An 18,748-nucleotide genomic window follows, 5' to 3' on the forward strand; every position below is an offset into this window, starting at 1 on the left:
GGAGCCCTTGCCGGCCCCGATGTCCGTTTGCGGACGGATTCGGGTAGCTTCGAAGACATGAAGGACGCGACGATGCGTACCCTCGTACGCCTGCTGATCGTGCCGGTGGCCGCCGTACTGGCGGTTCTGGTGGCCGGTGCGCCGGGGGCGCGGGCGGCCACCGACGTCTCGGAGATCGCCCGCGCGCTGCGCGAGAGCCCCGTCTACGTCGACCCCGCGGCCCAGGACATCCTGGCGAAGTCCGACGCCGAGGCGCTCGCCAACAAGATCGAGGACGCGGACGAACCCGTCTTCGTGGCGGTCCTCCCGGCGGACTACCCGACGCAGGACCTCTTCCAGAACCTGCGCACCGAGACCGGCGTCACCGGTCTGTACGGCATCCGCCTCGGCGACCGGTTCGACGCGCGCGCCGACAGCAGCGTGCTCAGCCGTCAGGGCGTGCGGAACCTGGTCACGTCCGTGCAGGGCGCCGGCGACGCCAAGGCCCAGCTGAACGACTTCGTCGACAGCGCGCTGCGCAACACCGGCGGCTCCGCGCCGAACTCGTGGAGTGACGGTTCGAGCGGGGTCCCCGTCGGCGGGCTGATCACCGTCGGTGCGCTGGCGGCGGCCGGCGGCGCGGGCGTCTACGCCGTGTCCCGCCGCAACCGGCGCCGCCGCGAGGAGGAGCAGCGGTCCGCGCTGGAGAAGCTGCGGGTGGTGGTGGACGAGGACATCACCGCGTTCGGCGAGGAGCTCGACCGCCTCGACTTCCATCCCGGCGAACCCGGCGCGGACGACGCGATGCGCGCGGACTACGCGCACGCGCTGGACGCCTATGAGCGGTCCAAGTCGTTCATGGCCGCGGCCCGCAAACCGGAGGACGTCCGGGCCGTCACCCAGGCCGTGGAGGACGGCCGCTTCGCCCTCGCCTCCCTCGCCGCCCGCCGGGAGGGACGGCCGCTGCCGGAGCGCCGTCCGCCCTGCTTCTTCGACCCGCGTCACGGTCCCTCGGTCGCCGACGTCGTCTGGACGCCGCCGGGCGGTGCCGAGCGCGAGGTCCCGGTCTGCGCGGCCGACCGGACCCGTCTCGCCGACGGCCTCGACCCCGTCATCCGCGAGGTCGACACCGACTACGGGCGCCGCCCCTACTGGGACGCCGGTCCCGCCTACGGCCCCTGGGCCGGCGGCTACTTCGGCGGCGGCCTGCTGCCCGGCCTGCTCGTCGGCACCATGCTCGGCGGCATGATGGCCGGCCCCGCCTACGGGGCCGCCTACGGCGCCGGCTACGGCGACTTCGGCGGCTACGAGGGCGGCGACGTCTCCGGCGCGGACTTCGACGGCGGGGACTTCGGCGGCGGTTTCGGCGGAGGCGGCGGCTTCGGCGGCGGGGACTTCGGGGGCGGCGGGGACTTCGGCGGAGGGTTCTGACCGGCCGGGGGATCCTGCCTCGGCCACCCGTGTCCCGCCGGGCGCCGTTCCCCGTGGTCGTACGAGGCGCTGCCGGACAGGACAACGGCGTGCTGCTCTCCCTGGGCGAGGTCGAGTGGGACCGGGCCATGGGACGGGGCGCCTGGAGCGGCTGAAGCGCGCTGTGTCACTGCCGGCCGCTCGCGGGACCGACACGTCGGCCGTACGGCCCGCCTGCTACGGCGGGGCCGGGTTCACCGATGAGCCGAAGGCGGCGGAAAAGCGCGGTGAGGCCGTGCTCGTGGATCCGGAGCGGCTGTACCGCGGGAACTTCGGTGGAGGGTCCCGACACGGACGGCGTGGAGCCGACGATCCGGCCCGGGCGGCGGGGAGACGGTGAGGACGCGGTCTCGCCGGCCTCGTCGCCGCGGCCGGACAGGCGTCGGCCCGGACGCCTCGTCGGGCTCCGGGCCGCTACCGTGGTGAACTCGGGTGGCCCGAGGGGCCGGCGAGGCTCACGCCTGCTTGATCGCCGAGATGTCGAAGTTCAGCTTGATCTTGTCGGAGACCAGGACGCCGCCCGTCTCCAGCGCCGCGTTCCAGGTCAGGCCCCACTCCGAGCGCAGGATCTCCGCCTTGCCCTCGAAGCCGACGCGCTCGTTGCCGAAGGGGTCCTTCGCGGCGCCGTTGAACTCCAGGTCGATGCTGAGCTGCTTGGTGGTGCCCAGGATGGTCAGGTCACCGGTGACGCGGTAGTCGTCGCCGCCGAGGGCCTCCGCCTTGGTGGTGCGGAAGGTCATCGTCGGGAACTCGTCCGTCTTGAAGAAGTCGGCGCTCTTCAGATGACCGTCACGGTCGGCGTTGCCCGTCTCGATGCTGTCCATCACCACGTCGATGGTGGCCGTGGACCTGGACGGGTCGGCGCCGTCCAGGTGCAGCGTGCCGGTGAAGTCCTGGAAGCTGCCCTTGACGTTGGTGACCATGGCGTGCCGGGCGACGAAGCCGAACGTGGAGTGCGCGGGGTCGATCGTGTACTCGCCGGTCAGCGCGGCCAGGTCAGGGTTCACCGCGGAGCCGGTGGTCGCGGTGGCGGTCTCGTTGTCCTTGCGGCCGAAGATGCCCATGATGTTCCTCCTGAAGGAATGACGTTTAATGTTCAACTAACCCGACGGGGTCCACCGTAGACCCATTCCCTTGAACATTCAACATGTATGGCGAAGATGGCGCGATCGGGCCGCCGCGCCGGGCGGTACCCGTCGGTCGCGCCTTCGGACGCGGTCCTGGTGGAGCCGGCGCGGCGTGGTGGGTGGGACGGCCGGGTGACGTGCCGGGAGTACGTCGCGCGGAGCGCCGCCCCCTCCCGGAGCGCCTGCCCGACGGCTCCGGCGGCACACCCCTCGATCCGACCGTCTCCTTCCGCGGCGACCGCGAACGGGGCGGGCCGCTCGCGCCGTACATCCGGTTCGTCACGCTCCGGCCGGTGCTCGGCCGGCCGGCGACGCGTTCGGCCGACCGCGCGGAGGACGTCTGCGCCCTCGCGCCGCGCCACCCGCGTCTCACCGCCCCTCACCACGACCGGCCCGATCCCGCACCGTCCCGGCGAATCCCGCGCCGGACGTCCGGGCAGCCGTGCGGTGAGCGCCTCCGCGTCCGGCCGCGCGGCCGCCGCCCACCACGGAAGAGCCCCGGTGGTCGGCTAGTCCGGTGTCCGGCCGGTCGGCGCGTCCCGCGCCGCTCCCCGGGTGTGGACGTACAGCGCGCGCCGGTCGCCGACGTCGAGGCGCTGGGGGAGCGGCAGCTCGTGGCGCACCGGCCGCGCGTGGTCGGCGAGTTGCCGGCGCGGGTTGTAGACCTGGTTGAACCTCCACAGCATGCGGGCGAAGTTGGTCTGCCCGTGCAGCAGGTTGCGGCCGAGCACGCGCGCCGCGCCGAACGCCGTGCGCACCCCCAGGTGCTTGCGGTTGATGACCGCCTGGGTCCGCACCAGTTCCTCGTAGAAGCGCCCCAGCGGCAGCGTGGTCGGCACCACCGCGTGCTGGATGTCGAAGAGGCGGTAGTCGCGGGTGGTGAGCCGGCGCGACTCGGTGTGCCAGATCTCCGTACCGGGGTACGGGGTCATCACGGTGAAGTGCACGATCTCCGGCACGGCCATCGCGAACTCCCGCACCACGCGGAAGCGTTCCTCGTCCCAGGCCGGATCCACGATCAGGTTGATCGCGACCCTGATGCCGAGCCGGCGGGCCGTCTCCAGCGCCCTCAGGTTCTCGTCGGGGCTGATCCGCTTGCGGTACAGGTCGAGCCCTTCGGCGTCGATCGCCTCCATGCCGAGGAACATGTAGCGCAGCCCCAGCCGCGCCCACCGCTCGAACACCTCGGGGTGGCGCAGCAGGACGTCGGAGCGGGTCTCCAGGTAGTACTTCTTGCGGATGCCGCGCCGCTCCACCTCGTCCGCGATGGCGTTCCCGTGCTCGGGCCGGATGAAGGCCACGTCGTCCACGATGAACACGTTGGGCTCGCGGATCCTCGCCAGGTCCTCCGCCGCCGCCTCGGGCGAGGCCTTGCGGTAGCTGCGGCCGTAGAACGTCCACGCCGAGCAGAACGAGCAGTCCCAGGGACAGCCCCGGGTGAACTCGATGGAGGCGCACGGATCGAGTTCGCCGATGAAGTAGCGGCGCCGGTTGCGCATCAGGTCACGGGCCGGGAGCGGAGCGTCGATGCCGTGCAGCATCAGCGGCGCGGGACCGCGCCCGGAAGCCGTGACGACGCCCGGCACGCCCTCCACCCCGCCGTCGCGTACCGCCTCCAGCAGCGGCGCGACCGCCGGTTCCCCCTCCCCGCGGACCACCGCGTCGACCGCGCCCTCCGCCTGCGCGACGACCTCCTCGGCGACGAACGAGACGCTGTGCCCGCCGAGGAACACGAAGCAGCCCGGCACCTCCCGCTTCACCCGCGCGGCCAGCGCGATCGCCTCGGGGATGTTCGCCAGGTAGTTCAGCGAGATGCCGAGCGCCTCCGGGCGGAAGGACCGCACCTCGTCGCGCAGCCGGTTCACGCCCAGCACCTGGAGGTCGACGACCCGGACCTCGTGACCGGCCGCACGGGCGGCGCCCGCCACCCGCTCCAGGCCCAGTGGTTCGAGCCGGAGGAAGATCTCGGAGTACATCAGGGCACTGGGGTGGACGAGCAGCAGACGCATGGTGACCTCGCCACGGAAGGCCGGACGGACCGGGCACGGAAGGGTCTCCCCTTCGTATCCCGGCACGCGCGGCCGCGTACCCGCCGTACGCCCGCCTGGCCGCATCCCGCGGCCCGCAGGAGTGGTCCCGCGGCGCGTCCGCACCGGCCCGGGGGGCCCGGACACCGCCCGCCGGCGGGGGGCCGGAGCGGACCGGGCGGACGGACTCCAGCGCTGGCGCGGTGCGCCGGGGTGGGGGTGTTCTGGATGACGAGGACCCGCAGCGACAGCGCATGGGAGACCGACTCGTGACCACCACCGGCTCCGGTTCCACCTACGACCCCCCGGCGGACCCCGCACACGGAACCGCCCGTGCCGCCGCTCCGGCCCCGGCGGCGGCGCGCGGTCACGGGCCGCCGCGCACGGACCGGCGCGTCGCCCTGGTCACCGGCGCCTCCTCGGGCATCGGCGCGGCCACCGCGCGGCGCTTCGCCGCCGGGGGCTGGCACCTGCTGCTCAGCGGCCGGGACCGGCGGCGGCTGGAGGAGACGGCGTCCGGCACCTCGGCGGTCCTGCTGCCCGCCGACCTCGCCGCGCCGGACGGGGCGAGGATGCTGGCACAGGCCGCGCTGCGGAAGACCGGACGCATCGACGTGCTGGTCGCCGGTGCGGGCATCGGCTGGGCCGGGCCGTTCCTCACGATGCCGCACACCGACATCGACCGGGTGCTGTTCCTGGACCTCAACGCGACGCTGCACCTCGTACGGGAGGTGCTGCCCGCGATGGTGGAGGCCGGCGGCGGCCGGGTGGTGCTCGTCGGCTCGGTGGCCGGCTCGGTGGGCGTACGGGAGGAGGCGGTGTACTCCGCCGCCAAGGCCGGGCTCGCCGCGTTCGCCGAGGCGCTCCGGCAGGAACTGCGCGGTACGGGCGTGGGGGTGACGCTCGTCGTGCCCGGTCCCGTCGAGACGGGCTTCTTCGCCCGCCGCGGCACGCCGTACCACCGCTCCCACCCGCGCCCCACCTCGCCCGGCCGGGTCGCGGCCGCCGTCTGGGACGCCGTCTCCCGGAGCCGCGACGACGCCTACATCCCCCCCTGGCTCGCCCTCCCCTCCCGGGTACGCGCCCTCGCCCCCGGCCTCTACCGCAAGCTCCTGAACCGCTTCGGCTGAGACCCCGGGGAGGAGCGGTCCGACGGCACCGCTACGCTCCGGGGGGAGCGGGCCGACCCGAACGGGCGCACGTGCCCCCGTGAATGTGAGGCGGCTCTCAGATGACGTCTTTGTGCGACCCCTACAAGCCGGATGCCCTCTGAGCAGTCGGAACGGCTGCATGTCGCCCGGGTTCTGTTCAGGGGTACCAGGAAAACACCCTGAGTACTGTGAGGTGTGGACGGCTCGCATTTACGGGTGGGCTTCGTAAGGTCACTACATGACCGTTTTGGATGAGGCGCCGGGTGAGCCGACCGACGCGCGCGGACGCGTGGCCGAACTGCACGAGATCCGTGCCCAGGCACTGGCCGGCCCGAGCGAGAAGGCGACCCTGGCGCAGCACGCCAAGGGCAAGCTGACCGCGCGGGAGCGCATCGAACTGCTGCTGGACCCGGGGTCCTTCCGCGAGGTCGAGCAGCTGCGCCGACACCGGGCCACCGGCTTCGGTCTCGAGGAGAAGAAGCCGTACACGGACGGCGTGATCACCGGCTGGGGCACCGTCGAGGGCCGCACGGTCTTCGTCTACGCCCATGACTTCCGGATCTTCGGCGGCGCGCTGGGCGAGGCCCACGCCACCAAGATCCACAAGATCATGGACATGGCCATCGCGGCCGGCGCGCCGCTGGTCTCCCTGAACGACGGCGCCGGCGCCCGCATCCAGGAGGGCGTGTCGGCCCTCGCCGGGTACGGCGGCATCTTCCAGCGCAACACCAAGGCGTCCGGCGTCATCCCGCAGATCAGCGTGATGCTCGGCCCCTGTGCGGGCGGCGCGGCCTACAGCCCCGCCCTCACCGACTTCGTGTTCATGGTCCGCGACACCTCGCAGATGTTCATCACCGGCCCGGACGTCGTCAAGGCGGTCACCGGCGAGGAGATCACCCAGAACGGCCTGGGCGGCGCGGACGTGCACGCCGAGACCTCCGGCGTCTGCCACTTCGCCTACGACGACGAGGAGACGTGCATCCACGAGGTGCGCTACCTCCTCTCCCTGCTCCCGCAGAACAACCGGGAGAACCCGCCGCGCGTGGAGTGCTCCGACGAGGCGGAGCGCCGCAGCGACGTCCTGCTGGACCTGGTCCCCGCCGACGGCAACCGGCCGTACGACATGACCAAGGTCATCGAGGAGATCGTCGACGACGGCGAGTACCTGGAGGTCCACGAGCGCTGGGCGCGCAACATCATCTGCGCCCTGGCCCGGATGGACGGCCAGGTCGTCGGCATCGTCGCCAACCAGCCGCAGTCGCTGGCGGGCGTGCTGGACATCGAGGCGTCCGAGAAGGCCGCCCGCTTCGTCCAGATGTGCGACGCCTTCAACATCCCGATCCTCACCTTCCTGGACGTCCCCGGCTTCCTCCCGGGCGTCGACCAGGAGCACGGCGGCATCATCCGCCACGGCGCGAAGCTGCTGTACGCGTACTGCAACGCCACGGTGCCGCGGATCTCGCTGATCCTGCGCAAGGCGTACGGCGGTGCCTACATCGTCATGGACAGCCAGTCCATCGGCGCCGATCTGACGTACGCCTGGCCGACGAACGAGATCGCGGTGATGGGCGCGGAGGGTGCGGCCAACGTCATCTTCCGCCGCCAGATCGCCGAGGCCGAGGACCCCGACGCCATGCGGGCCCGCATGGTCAAGGAGTACAAGTCCGAGCTGATGCACCCGTACTACGCGGCCGAGCGCGGTCTGGTCGACGACGTGATCGACCCCGCCGAGACCCGTGAGGTGCTGATCCGTTCGCTGGCGATGCTGCAGACCAAGCACGCCGACCTGCCGTCCCGCAAGCACGGCAACCCGCCGCAGTAAGGGAGACGCACCCCATGAGCACACCTGACATCCGTGTCGAGAAGGGGCACGCCGGGCCGGAGGAGGTCGCCGCGATCACGGCGATCCTGCTGGCCAGGGCCGCCGTGCAGCCGGCGGCCCCGGCTCACCGCGGGCGCGCCCGCGCCGGCTGGCGCCGCCTGGAACGCGAGCCGGGCTTCCGCGCCCCCCACAGCTGGCGCTGACCTCATCGACGAGAAGGGCCCCTCCACACAAGGAGGGGCCCTTTCTTGCAACCCGGTCGGGGCAACGCCCCCAGGGGCGCGGGGAACTGCGCGACAGGCCACGGACTGCCCGCACCCGGCATGCGACAGCCCCCGGCAGCCCAGTGGCCGCAGGGGGCGTCGCGCAGACCGGCGGTAGCCGCTAGCGGAGGCGGGCCATCAGGGCGTGCTCCACGAGGGTGATCAGCGCCGACTTCGCGTCGGCACGGTGCCGCGCGTCGGTGGTGATGATCGGGGTGTCGGGGCCGATCTGCAGCGCCTCCCGGACCTCGTCCGGCTGGTACGGCTGCTGGCCGTCGAACCCGTTGAGGGCGATCACGAAGGGAAGACCCGAGTTCTCGAAGTAGTCGACCGCCGGGAAGCAGTCGGCGAGACGCCGGGTGTCCACCAGCACGATCGCGCCGATGGCGCCGCGCACCAGGTCGTCCCACATGAACCAGAAGCGGTCCTGGCCGGGCGTGCCGAACAGGTACAGGATCAGGTCCTGGTCCAGGGTGATGCGGCCGAAGTCCATGGCGACCGTCGTGGTCGTCTTGTCCCCGGTGTGGGTGAGGTCGTCGATGCCTGCTGAAGCAGACGTCATGACGGCCTCCGTGCGCAGCGGGTTGATCTCCGAAACGGCCCCGACGAACGTGGTCTTGCCCACGCCGAAGCCACCCGCCACCACGATCTTCGCCGAGGTGGTGGAGCGGGAAGGACCGCCGCTAGAGCTTGCGAAGTCCACTGAGCACCCTTTCGAGCAGTGTCACGTCTGGCTGGCCGCCGGCGCTCTCGTCGCCGCCGGGCTGATGGATGGCGACCAGTCCCGCCTCCGCCAAGTCGGCGACGAGGATCCTGGCCACGCCGAGAGGGATGGTCAGCAGGGCCGAGATCTCGGCCACCGACTTGATCTCCCGGCAGAGGTTGCAGATCCGCTGATGCTCGGGCAACTGGCCCTGCATCTGGTGCGGCTGCGCGGTGGTGTGCACCAGCGCCTCGATGGCGAGCTGGTACCGCGGCCTGGTGCGGCCGCCCGTCATCGCGTACGGGCGCACCAGGGGATTGTTCGACGCCCCGGCGGGCGTCGGTTCGGGTGCTCGGCGCTGCGGCTGCACCGGCTGGACGCGCGGGGTGTGCGGGGCGTGCGGCTGGTCGTACGGCGAAGGGCCGGGGCCCTGCGGCGCGTACGGCTGCTGGTGGTTCGGGGCGGAAGGGTAGCCGTACCCACTCTGGACGCCGTCGTTCTGGCCCTGCGCAGGACCGTACGACCAGTCGCCCACGGATGAACCGCCTGGGGGTGTTGCCACTTTCTCCTCCTCCGGCTGTGCCTCGCACCCGTCACTGTGGAGCCGCGTCCCGAAACCTTACGGCCCCGGGACGCCACAACGCACCGTCCGTCCTTCAGTTGAGAAGGCTCCCCTGGAGCTCCGCTCGAAGATCCGGCGTCAGGACCGTACCGGCCCGGTCGACCAGAAGGGCCATCTCGTACCCGATGAGGCCGATGTCCGCCTCCGGATGTGCGAGAACCGCGAGCGACGAACCATCGGAAATGGACATGATGAACAGGAATCCCCGCTCCATCTCCACAACCGTCTGGTTCACGCTGCCGCCCTCGAAGATCCGGGAGGCGCCTGCCGTCAGAGACGTCAGACCGGAGGCGACGGCCGCGAGCTGGTCGGCGCGATCACGGGGAAAGCCTTCGGACATCGCCAGAAGGAGTCCGTCGGCGGAGACCACCACCGTGTGGGACACCCCCGGGGTGTTGTCCACGAAGTTGGTGATCAACCAGTTCAGGTTCTGTGCCGCCTGGCTCATCGGGCTCACACTAACGCTCCTGGTTGTAGGTGCTGTCAGAACCGAAGCCCTGACCGTTCGTTTCACTGCCCGCGCTACGGCCCCGTTGGACACCGCGTCGCAGGTTGCTCAGCCTGCCCCGGACGTCTTCCGGGGCGCGGGAGACCTGGGGGCCTCCCTGAGGGGTGGTTTCGGCGGCTCCCTCGACCAGGTTGGCCTTGGGGACCCGCCGCGGCAGGCCGGAGGAGGTCACTCCGCCCGCCTTGGGCTTCCGGAGCGACGATGCCTGCTGCCAGCGCTCGTCGTTCGCCGAACGCCAGCCGCTGCCGCCGTCACCCTCCGGAGTGGAAGCATGCGGCTCCTGGTCCATGCGCCGTGCGCCGCCCGAGCCGTTCGCGCCACCCGCGGTGGATCCGCGGCGGGGAAGGCCGGCGTCGGTCAACGCGTGGACGTCGGAGGCAGCCGTTCCCGGACGGTCGAAGCCTACGCCGTCCTGCTCACGCGCGTCAGCGGCCTGCGTATTTTCCGACTCCGGGGCCTGAGCAGGGTACTGGTCCGGGTGACCGTTCCGGTAACCGCCCTGCTGCGGCCAGTCGTCCTCCTGGCGCCGTCCGGTGAAGGACGAGAAGGGGTCGGCGGCACCCGCCGCCGCGCCGCCGTCCTGGAGCGGCTCCGGGTAGGAGGGGTCCGGGTAGCCGCCGTCGGACGAGAAACCGTCGTTCTGCGCCGGCCGGCCGTCCGGCGCGTAGAACCCCTCGCCGTACGTCTGCTGCTGCGGCTCCTCGTACGCCCTCTGCTGCCCGTCGTCGTACGCCTGCTGGTCGTACCCGGCGTTCTGCCGCTCCTGGTAGCCGCCGTCGAAGCCCTGGCCGTCGCCGTGGTAACCCTGGCCGTCGCCGTAGCCCTGCGGGGCGGCGAACCCGTCCGGGTAGGCGGACGCCCCGGGATTCTCCTGGGTGTTCGCGGCGGTCGGCTCGGACGGCGCCTGGGACTCCAGGGCCGCCCGGCGCTCCTCGCGCATCAGGGAACGGCCGACCGGGTCCAGATCGCGTATGCCGTCCGGGCCCTCGGAGTAGCGGCTGTCGTCGAAGCCCAGCTCCGCGGCGGTGCGCAGCGGCTGCCGGCCGAAGTCCTCGCCCGGGAAGTTCTGCTCCGGGATGATCTGCGAGACCGTGAACTCGTCCCTGTTCACCTGCTGCTCGCCGCCGCCACCGTGGGTGATCGCGTCCGGCAGCATGACCAGCGACGTGGTGCCGGCCTGCTCGCCCGAGGGGCGCAGCTGGACCCGGATGCCGTGCCGGTCGGACAGCCGGCCGACCACGAACAGGCCCATGCGCTGCGAGATCGCGACGTCCACGGTCGGCGGGTTGGCCAGCTTGTGGTTGATGTCGGCGAAGTCCTCGGCGGTGAGGCCGATGCCCTTGTCGTGGATCTCGACCATCACACGGCCGTCGGGGAGACGGGTCGCGGTGACGCGGACCTTGGTCTGGGGCGAGGAGAACGTGGTGGCGTTCTCCAGGAGCTCGGCGAGCAGGTGCACGAGGTCGGTCACCGCGCGGCCGTGGATCTCGGCCTCGGGGACGCCGGACAGCTCGATGCGCTCGTACTGCTCCACCTCGGAGGAGGCGGCGCGCAACACGTCGACCAGCGGCACCGGCTGGTCCCAGCGGCGGCCGGGCTCCTCGCCGGCGAGGACGAGGAGGTTCTCGCCGTTGCGGCGCATACGGGTCGCGAGGTGGTCCAGGCGGAAGAGGCTCTCCAGCTGGTCCGGGTCGGCCTCGTTGTTCTCCAGGTCGGTGATCAGGCTCAGCTGGCCCTCGATCAGCGACTGGTTGCGGCGCGACAGGTTGGTGAAGATCGCGTTGATGTTGCCCCGCAGCAGCGCCTGCTCGGAGGCGAGCCGGACGGCCTCGCGGTGGACCTGGTCGAAGGCGCGGGCGACCTCGCCGATCTCGTCGGTGGAGGAGATCGGGATCGGCGCGACCTTGGTGTCGACCCGGCCGGGGTCGGTGCGCGAGAGCTGGTCGACCAGCATCGGCAGGCGCTGTTCGGCGATGCCGAAGGCGGCGTTGCGCAGCTGGCGCATGGAGCGGCTCATCTGGCGGGCCACCATGCCGGCCAGGACGAACGCGGCGAGCAGGGCGATCACCACGGCGGCACCGGTGATGAGGGCGTCGCGCTGGGCGTCGTCGGCGATCTGCGAGGCCTCGCTCACCGCGGTGTCGGTGAGGTCGGACTCGATCTCGCGGTAACCGTCGAACTTGAGGGTGTTCACGGCCCACCAGTTGGCGGGGGTGATGCCCTGAGCGGCGAGTTCGGCGCGGGCGGACGCGTCCGTGGAGGGAAGCCGGCCCAGCTCGGAGATCATCGTCTCCGTCTTCGCGGGCGGCGCCACGTAGTCCGGGTCGCTCTGCTCGGCCTCCCGGGCCATGGCCGTGCCCTCGGCCTGGATCCGCTGCGCGGTCTGCTCCAGCTTCTCCACGTCGGCCTCGGTGCCACCGCCCCTGTACTCCTCGACGGCGATGCGCTCGAGGTAGGCGTAGGAGGAGAGGGCGACGCGCTGGCTGGCGAGCTGGCTGTCGGTCGGGCCGGGCTTCACCAGCAGATGCATGCCGATGGAACGCTCCAGCGACAGTGCCGACTTGGTCAGCGAGATCGCGTAGACCGTACGTCCGTAGCTGGTGACGTTGCCGGTGCCGAGGCCGAGTTCGTTGGCGAGCTCCATCAGGGGGTGGGCGACGGTGACGTAGCCCTCTTCGGTCGCGACCCCTTTGAGCTTGGAGGTGTACGCGGCGGCGCGCAGCGCGGTCAGCTGGGGCTCGGCCTTGCGGAACAGGTCCATCCGGCGCTTCAGACCGGGCTTGTCCGGCATGCTCCGCGCGGCCTCGTCGAAGGCGTCGGCGGCCTTGTCGGTCGCGGCGCGGGCCTTGGTGACGTCCGGGTCGCTCGTGCCCTTGCCCTGCAGCAGCGGGACCGCGGTGACGTCCCGCTCGTTGTAGAGGGCGTCGGCGTACGTGAGGGAGGCGCGCACCAGACGCGCGGTGTTCTCCGCGTCCTCGGCCTCGTTCCAGGTGTCGATCGAGCCCTTCACCTGGAAGCCGCCCATGACCAGGCCGACCAGCACGGGTATGAGCAGGATCGCGTTCAGTCTGGTCGTCACGCGCCAGTTGCGCGGGGAAAGGCGACCGCCGCTCTTGGCGGGTGCGGCCGTCGGTTCGGGACCGGGCACGGGGGCGGGCGCCGCTGTGCGCGGCGGCGGCGTGAAGTTGCCCCGGGCCGATGGCTCGGAACTGTTCGTGCTTCGCCTCACTCGACCAACAACCTCTCGGCGGTCGGCACCATCGTTGTGCCGCTGTGTCTCAGAGCCCGGTGTGCCATCGACCAAGGATTACGTCTTTGACTATTGGGCAGTTCAGGCATTCCAGCATGCCGACCAACGCTCTTCCAAACACTGGAAGGCGGAAAACCCGAGTGAGGTAAGTCCCAGATAAAACGGTCATACAGAGCGAGCGGCGGCAAAAGGCGGGCCGGTCGTGCGCGCAGCGGCACCGCGCGACCGCGTCGCGTGTCGGCCTCTCCCGATTCCTCTGCCGAAACGTTATGAACGCAGGGGCCGGCCGTGTCAAAGGACACAGCCGGCTCCGGTGCGGCCACGACAACCGCCGTACGCCGCTTCTCGTGCTGGTGCGGTTCTACCTGAGGCGCGCCATGAGGGCGTGCTCGACCAAAGTGATCAGCGCGCTCTTCGCGTCCGCGCGGTGCCGGGCGTCGGTGGTGATGATCGGGGTGTCGGGCCCGATCTGCAGCGCCTCGCGCACCTCTTCCGGCTGGTAGGGCTGCTGCCCGTCGAACCCGTTGAGGGCGACCACGAAGGGAAGACCCGAGTTCTCGAAGTAGTCCACCGCCGGGAAGCAGTCCGCCAGTCGGCGGGTGTCCACCAGGACCACCGCGCCGATGGCGCCGCGCACCAGGTCGTCCCACATGAACCAGAAGCGGTCCTGACCGGGCGTGCCGAACAGGTACAGGATCAGGTCCTGGTCCAGGGTGATGCGGCCGAAGTCCATGGCCACCGTGGTGGTGGTCTTGTCCCCGGTGTGGGTGAGGTCGTCGATGCCCGCCGAAGCGGACGTCATGACGGCCTCCGTACGCAGCGGGTTGATCTCCGATACGGCGCCGACGAACGTGGTCTTGCCCACGCCGAAGCCGCCCGCCACCACGATCTTCGCGGACGTGGTGGCACGGTTTTCGGAGACCGTCCCGCCGCTAGAGCTTGCGAAGTCCACTGAGCACCCTTTCGAGCAGTGTCACATCGGGGGCGCCGGTCGTCTCGTCGCCGCCCGGCTGGTGCACGGCGACGAGACCCGCCTCCGCCAAGTCGGCCACCAGGATCCGGGCAACACCCAGTGGCATGTTGAGCAGCGCCGAGACCTCGGCGACCGACTTCACCTCACGGCACAGGTGGCAGATGCGCTGGTGCTCCGGAAGGAGCCCCATGAGCGCTGCCGGGTCTGCCGTCGTACTGATTAGTGCCTCGATGGCCAGCTGATAACGCGGCCTGGTCCGGCCACCTGTCATCGCATAGGGACGCACCAGTGGCTGGTCGCCCTCGTCCTCGTACGGCTCCGCGTACGGATCATGAGAAGCGGTGGGCGGGGTCATGGGTCCTCCGGGCGGGACAGCAAGTCGGTCAGTCAAGCCGTCTGACGGGGCCGGTGGGGGGAAATGTGGCGGCCGGACGGTGATTTGGTGAGACGGGTGGTGCCGGGGCCGATCAGTGGAGCAGACTTCCCTGTAGCTCGGCGCGCAGGTCCGGGGTGAGGACCGCCCCCGCACGGTCGACCAGGAGCGCCATCTCGTAGCCGACGAGGCCGATGTCGCACTCGGGGTGCGCGAGAACGGCCAGGGACGAGCCGTCCGAGACGGACATGAGGAAGAGGAATCCCCGCTCCATCTCGACGACCGTCTGGGCCACGTTGCCGCCTTCGAAGATCCGGGAGGCGCCGGCCGTCAGGGAGGTCAGTCCCGAAGCGACGGCCGCGAGCTGGTCCGCGCGGTCGCGCGGGAACCCCTCGGACATGGCCAGCAGGAGACCGTCGGCGGACACGACGACGGTGTGGGACACCCCGGGGGTGTTGTCCACGAAGTTGGTGATCAACCAGTTGAGGTTCTGTGCCGCCTGGCTCATCGGGCTCAACTAACGCTCCTGCTGGTGAGTGGGGTTCGGGAAGGTGCCGGTCTGGGTGGTGCCGGCCTGACGACCCTGTGCGATACCCCGACGGAGATTGGTCAGCCGGCCGCGCACGTCATCGGGGGCGCGCGAGACCTGAGGACCGCTCTGGTGCTGTTGCTGCTGAGCCGTACCCGGGACGAGGTTCGCCTTGGGTACCCGGCGCGGCAGGCCGGAGGTGGTGACGCCGCCCGCGGCCGGCTGCCGGACGCGTTCGGCCTGCCGGACCAGCTCGTCGTTGGGCGAGCTGCGCCAGGCGGTGGAAGCGGACCGCTGCGGGCCGGTGGGGCCCTGCGGCTGCTGCTGTTGTTGCTGGGGCTGTTGGTGCTGTTGGTGCTGCTGCTGGTGCGCCGGAGCCGAGCCGTTGTCCTGCTCCTGCCCGCCACCGCCGTGGAACCAGTTGGTCTCCAGTGTGTCGTACAGCGGCGTGCGGCCGTCGCCCGGGCCGGACGCGGGCGGCAGCGCCCACGCGTCGGACACCGCGCGCTCGTCGGGCCGCCGCGCGGCGCCGCCGTCGCCCTGCTGTTCCGGATGGACCGGCCGCTGCTGCGGGGCCGGCGGACGCGGGGCGGCCGGGCCGGCTCCGTACGTGTCGTACGTGTCGTTCGGCTGCGGACGCTCGAACTGACCGGTGACGGCCGGGTCCGCGGCGTTCGGACGCCCCGGGAGGGAGTGACGGCCCGTGGCGCCGTTGTCCCGGTCCGGCATCTGGAACTGGCCGGTGGAACCGTTGTCGTAGCCCTGCGGGGCGGGGAACTGGCCCGTCACGGCCGGGTTCTGCCCACCCGGACCGCCCTGCGAGGCGCCGAAGATGTCACCGCGGACGAACTGACCCGTGTTCTGGGCGCCGTTCGCACCGGGCTGGGCGTACTGGCCGGTGTTCTGCGGGGCGTCGGCGCCGGGGGCGCCGTAGGCGGGCGCGCCGGGGTTCTGACGCTCGTCGAACCGGGGGATCTCCGCCGTCGCGCCGGGGCCCTGCCGGTCGTCGAACCGGGGCATGGCCGAGGTACGGGCGGCGTCCGGCTCCTCGTGACCGCGCGGGGCGTCCAGCGAGGCGCGCGGCACCGGCGGCTGGGCGTTCTCGTCGCTCCAGCTGGGCACGCGCGGCTGCTGCTGGTCGCCGCCGGGCAGTTCCGGGCGCGCACCACCGCGCGGCGGCAGCTGCGGACGGCGGCCGCGCTCGGGCTTTCCGCCGCCGCGCTGCGGCGGCACCTGGCCGCGACCGCCGCCGAAGGCGTCCTGCTCCTGCTGTCCGTCCGGTCCCGCGGCCTGCATGCCCTGCGGGGCGCCGGGCAGCTGGCCGCCGAAGCCGGCCGGAGCCGGACGGCCCTGCGGAGCCGCACCGGGAGCACCCCGGTCGAACAGCGACGGCGTGGAGTTGCCCGGCTGGCCCTGCGGCCCCCGCGCTCCGTCGGGCCGGCCCGTGCCGTCCCGCCCGGGCAGCGCGGTCCGCGGACCCTGGCCGGCGCCGAGCCGGCCACCGCCGGGCGCGCCGGCGCCGAGAGCACCGCCGGCGGACTGGCCGGCGCCGGCGGCACGCCGTGCGGCCGCGGCGCCCGCGGCCGCCTGCGCGGCGGCGGGGCCACCGCCGCCGGCGCCCGGCTGACCCGGCTTGCCCTGCGGCTTCCTGCCGCCCTGGGCGACGTCGACGGGCAGCATGACCAGCGCGGTCGTACCACCGGAGTCGGACGGACGCAGCTGGATGCGGATGCCGTGGCGCTGCGACAGACGGCCGACCACGAACAGACCCATGCGGCGGGAGACGGAGACGTCCACGGTGGGCGGCGAGGCGAGCCGCTCGTTGATCGCCGCCAGGTCCTCCGGCGACAGACCGATACCGGTGTCGTGGATCTCGATCAGCACCCGGCCGTCGGGCAGCGCGTGACCGGTGACCTTGACCTTGGTCTGCGGCGAGGAGAACGAGGTCGCGTTCTCGAGGAGCTCGGCGAGCAGGTGCACGAGGTCGTTGACCACGCGGCCGGCCACTTCGGTGCTCGGCACGGAGGCCAGCTCGATGCGCTCGTACTGCTCCACCTCGGAGGCGGCGGCACGGAGCACGTCGACCAGGGGGACCGGGCGGGTCCACCGGCGGCCGGGCTCCTCGCCCGCGAGAACCAGCAGGTTCTCACCGTTACGGCGCATACGCGTGGCGAGGTGGTCCAGCTTGAACAGCGAGGACAGCTGGTCCGGGTCGGCCTCGCGGGACTCCAGCTCGGAGATCAGCGACAGCTGGCGCTGGATCAGACCCTGGGAGCGGCGCGAGAGGTTGGTGAACATCGCGTTGACGTTGCCCCGCAGCAGGGCCTGCTCGGCGGCGAGGCGGACCGCCTCGCGGTGCACGTCGTCGAAGGCCGCGGCCACCTTGCCGATCTCGTCCCGGGAGTGCACACCGACCGACTCCACGGACGTGTCGACGTCCTGCGGGTCGGACTCGGAGAGCTGCTTGACCAGCTCGGGCAGGCGTTCCTGGGCGACCTTGGTGGCGGTCTCCTCCAGCCGGCGCAGCGAGCGGATCATGGAGCGGGCCACGACGAAGGCGCCGACCAGCGACACACCGAGCACGAGCAGGATCAGCACACCGGAGATGATCGCGTCGCGCTCGGTGGCGCTGCGCAGCTCACGGGCCTGCTGTTCCATCTCCTCGAGCAGATAGAGCTCGATGTTCTTCATCTGCTGGAGCTTGATGGAGCTGTCGTCCAGCCAGTCGCGGTAGGACCGCTTGCCGACCGACGCGAGGCCGAACTCCGAGGCCAGGGCACGACCGGCGTACTCGTCGGTGGCCTTGATCGTGCTGTTGCCCTCCTCGATCGGCAGCAGCAGCTCGGTGGCGGCGACATCGCCGTAGACGGTCTTGAAGCTGCGGATCTCGGACTTCTGGTTCGCCAGCGCGGACTCGGCGTAGAGCCGGTCGTTGTCGGAGAGCTTGCCCTTGGTGGTGTTGCTGGTGGGCAGCGCCGCGGCGAGGACCGCGCGCTGGATCGACGCGTACTCCTTGGCGGAGGAGAAGGACGCCAGGGCGCGGGTGCGCTGGATCATCTCGGGGTTGCTGGTCGCCTCCGCCATGTCCTGCGAGAGCTCGACCAGCTTCTCGATCAGACGGTGGTACCCCTCGACGGTCTGTGTGGAGTTCTCCTCCGACTGGAACGCCGTGTTGCGGATTTTCTCGAGCTCGCCCAGCTCACCGGCGAGCTGCACCAGGTTGTCGCGGACGCCCTTGAGGTTGCCGTCCTTGCTGGCGTCGTCGATCTCCTCGGAGCTGTCGATGAAGACGTTGCGCGCCCGGTCGGTCTTCTCGCGGTAGCCCTTGACCGAGAAGTCGGTGGCCTTGCCGCCGTGCGCCAGCGGGCCGGCCGACTGGTCGCGCTCCTCCTGGAGCGCGTGGGCCAGCTCGGTGGCCTGCTTGGTCATGTCCGTCAGCAGCTTCATGTTGTCGAGCTGCTGGATGTCGTCCATCGACTGGTTGATGCGCAGCGCGCCCAGCGAGGTGGCCGCGACCACCGGGAGGGCGAGCAGCGACACCAGACGGGTCGAGATCCGCCAGTTCCGCAGGGCTATTCGCGGCCCCGGACCGGTCGGACCCTTCGGCGCGGCCGACGCGGGACCCGGTGCTCCGGCCGGCGCGGCGGAACCTTCGCCGCCGTTCCCGGGCGCGGTCGGGCCTTGGTTCTGGGCGTGCTGGGGCGAGGAGCTGACGGCCTTGGGGCCAGTCCCGCCGTGCGGCTCCGGCTCCGCCGAAGCGCTGCCATCCCTCTTGAAACGTCCCTGCACTAGCGTCGCAACCTCTGAACCAGGCACCTCTCCGCGTGAACGGCGAGGCACGGTGTCGGCGTCATAGGGGCGCCCTGAATACGCCCCCGTGGTGGTCGTGAGTGACCGGCGCTGGTTCCCCCTTCTCGCCCGCCACTCGGCGCGTCTGTGCGCCCCCTGTGC

General features: G+C 71.6%; 15 protein-coding genes. 5 read left to right on the forward strand and 10 right to left on the reverse strand.

The window, feature by feature from the left end; genetic code table 11:
- Positions 1-57 precede the first annotated feature (57 nt).
- On the forward strand, positions 58-1,410 hold the full coding sequence (locus ADK41_RS36390) for a hypothetical protein (protein WP_030824663.1): 1,353 nt from the start codon (positions 58-60) through the stop codon (positions 1,408-1,410).
- Between the two features lie 29 nt (positions 1,411-1,439).
- Complete coding sequence (locus tag ADK41_RS44010; protein WP_267883142.1) at positions 1,440-1,565, forward strand: hypothetical protein; 126 nt, start codon at positions 1,440-1,442, stop codon at positions 1,563-1,565.
- A 339-nt stretch (positions 1,566-1,904) separates the two neighbouring features.
- Here ADK41_RS44010 and ADK41_RS36395 read toward each other — a convergent pair whose 3' ends face one another.
- Positions 1,905-2,513 (reverse strand): YceI family protein, encoded by a 609-nt coding sequence (locus ADK41_RS36395; protein ID WP_030824666.1) that lies wholly within the window; start codon positions 2,511-2,513, stop codon positions 1,905-1,907.
- Positions 2,514-3,085: 572 nt separating this feature from the next.
- A complete protein-coding gene (hpnR, locus tag ADK41_RS36400) occupies positions 3,086-4,585 on the reverse strand; it encodes a hopanoid C-3 methylase HpnR (RefSeq protein WP_030824669.1) in 1,500 nt (499 codons plus the stop codon).
- A gap of 287 nt (positions 4,586-4,872) precedes the next feature.
- On the opposite strand from hpnR, the gene ADK41_RS36405 reads away from it, so the two are divergent.
- From ADK41_RS36405 to ADK41_RS36415, 3 genes are all read left to right on the forward strand, one after another.
- Positions 4,873-5,733, forward strand: a complete 861-nt coding sequence (locus tag ADK41_RS36405; RefSeq protein WP_030824672.1) for an SDR family NAD(P)-dependent oxidoreductase — start codon at positions 4,873-4,875, stop codon at positions 5,731-5,733.
- A 259-nt stretch (positions 5,734-5,992) separates the two neighbouring features.
- The gene (locus tag ADK41_RS36410; protein WP_037803982.1) at positions 5,993-7,576 is read left to right on the forward strand and encodes an acyl-CoA carboxylase subunit beta; all 1,584 of its coding nucleotides are present in this window, start codon (positions 5,993-5,995) and stop codon (positions 7,574-7,576) included.
- A gap of 14 nt (positions 7,577-7,590) precedes the next feature.
- Positions 7,591-7,779: an acyl-CoA carboxylase subunit epsilon gene (locus ADK41_RS36415; RefSeq protein WP_030824678.1), complete on the forward strand. Its 189-nt coding sequence runs from the start codon at positions 7,591-7,593 to the stop codon at positions 7,777-7,779.
- 181 nt (positions 7,780-7,960) lie between these two features.
- Here ADK41_RS36415 and ADK41_RS36420 read toward each other — a convergent pair whose 3' ends face one another.
- The 8 genes from ADK41_RS36420 to ADK41_RS36455 form a co-directional block, all read right to left on the reverse strand.
- On the reverse strand, positions 7,961-8,542 hold the full coding sequence (locus tag ADK41_RS36420) for a GTP-binding protein (protein ID WP_030216560.1): 582 nt from the start codon (positions 8,540-8,542) through the stop codon (positions 7,961-7,963).
- Positions 8,523-9,104 carry a DUF742 domain-containing protein gene (locus tag ADK41_RS36425; RefSeq protein WP_030824681.1) on the reverse strand — a complete coding sequence of 194 codons (582 nt, stop codon included), beginning with the start codon at positions 9,102-9,104 and terminating at the stop codon, positions 8,523-8,525. The genes ADK41_RS36420 and ADK41_RS36425 overlap by 20 nt, the downstream gene beginning before the upstream one ends.
- 94 nt (positions 9,105-9,198) lie before the next feature.
- A complete protein-coding gene (locus ADK41_RS36430) occupies positions 9,199-9,612 on the reverse strand; it encodes a roadblock/LC7 domain-containing protein (protein WP_004983065.1) in 414 nt (137 codons plus the stop codon).
- A gap of 10 nt (positions 9,613-9,622) precedes the next feature.
- Positions 9,623-12,901, reverse strand: a complete 3,279-nt coding sequence (locus ADK41_RS36435) for a nitrate- and nitrite sensing domain-containing protein (protein WP_030824686.1) — start codon at positions 12,899-12,901, stop codon at positions 9,623-9,625.
- Positions 12,902-13,283: 382 nt separating this feature from the next.
- Positions 13,284-13,874 (reverse strand): GTP-binding protein, encoded by a 591-nt coding sequence (locus ADK41_RS36440; protein ID WP_004924982.1) that lies wholly within the window; start codon positions 13,872-13,874, stop codon positions 13,284-13,286.
- Complete coding sequence (locus ADK41_RS36445) at positions 13,855-14,250, reverse strand: DUF742 domain-containing protein (RefSeq protein WP_004924977.1); 396 nt, start codon at positions 14,248-14,250, stop codon at positions 13,855-13,857. The genes ADK41_RS36440 and ADK41_RS36445 overlap by 20 nt, the downstream gene beginning before the upstream one ends.
- A gap of 112 nt (positions 14,251-14,362) precedes the next feature.
- Positions 14,363-14,776: a roadblock/LC7 domain-containing protein gene (locus tag ADK41_RS36450; RefSeq protein WP_003973453.1), complete on the reverse strand. Its 414-nt coding sequence runs from the start codon at positions 14,774-14,776 to the stop codon at positions 14,363-14,365.
- Positions 14,777-14,785: 9 nt separating this feature from the next.
- Complete coding sequence (locus tag ADK41_RS36455; protein ID WP_030824692.1) at positions 14,786-18,586, reverse strand: sensor histidine kinase; 3,801 nt, start codon at positions 18,584-18,586, stop codon at positions 14,786-14,788.
- Positions 18,587-18,748: the final 162 nt, after the last annotated feature.

This window comes from Streptomyces caelestis (genome assembly GCF_001279005.1).
Classification (GTDB): Bacteria; Actinomycetota; Actinomycetes; order Streptomycetales; family Streptomycetaceae; genus Streptomyces; species Streptomyces heliomycini.

Coding starts and splice junctions, on each gene's coding strand:
- ADK41_RS36390 (WP_030824663.1), top strand. CDS start 58: ATGAAGGACGCGACGATGCGTACCCTCGTACGCCTGCTGATCGTGCCG.
- ADK41_RS36415 (WP_030824678.1), top strand. CDS start 7,591: ATGAGCACACCTGACATCCGTGTCGAGAAGGGGCACGCCGGGCCGGAG.
- ADK41_RS36410 (WP_037803982.1), top strand. CDS start 5,993: ATGACCGTTTTGGATGAGGCGCCGGGTGAGCCGACCGACGCGCGCGGA.
- ADK41_RS36430 (WP_004983065.1), bottom strand. CDS start 9,612: ATGAGCCAGGCGGCACAGAACCTGAACTGGTTGATCACCAACTTCGTG.
- ADK41_RS36395 (WP_030824666.1), bottom strand. CDS start 2,513: ATGGGCATCTTCGGCCGCAAGGACAACGAGACCGCCACCGCGACCACC.
- ADK41_RS36445 (WP_004924977.1), bottom strand. CDS start 14,250: ATGACCCCGCCCACCGCTTCTCATGATCCGTACGCGGAGCCGTACGAG.
- hpnR (WP_030824669.1), bottom strand. CDS start 4,585: ATGCGTCTGCTGCTCGTCCACCCCAGTGCCCTGATGTACTCCGAGATC.
- ADK41_RS36450 (WP_003973453.1), bottom strand. CDS start 14,776: ATGAGCCAGGCGGCACAGAACCTCAACTGGTTGATCACCAACTTCGTG.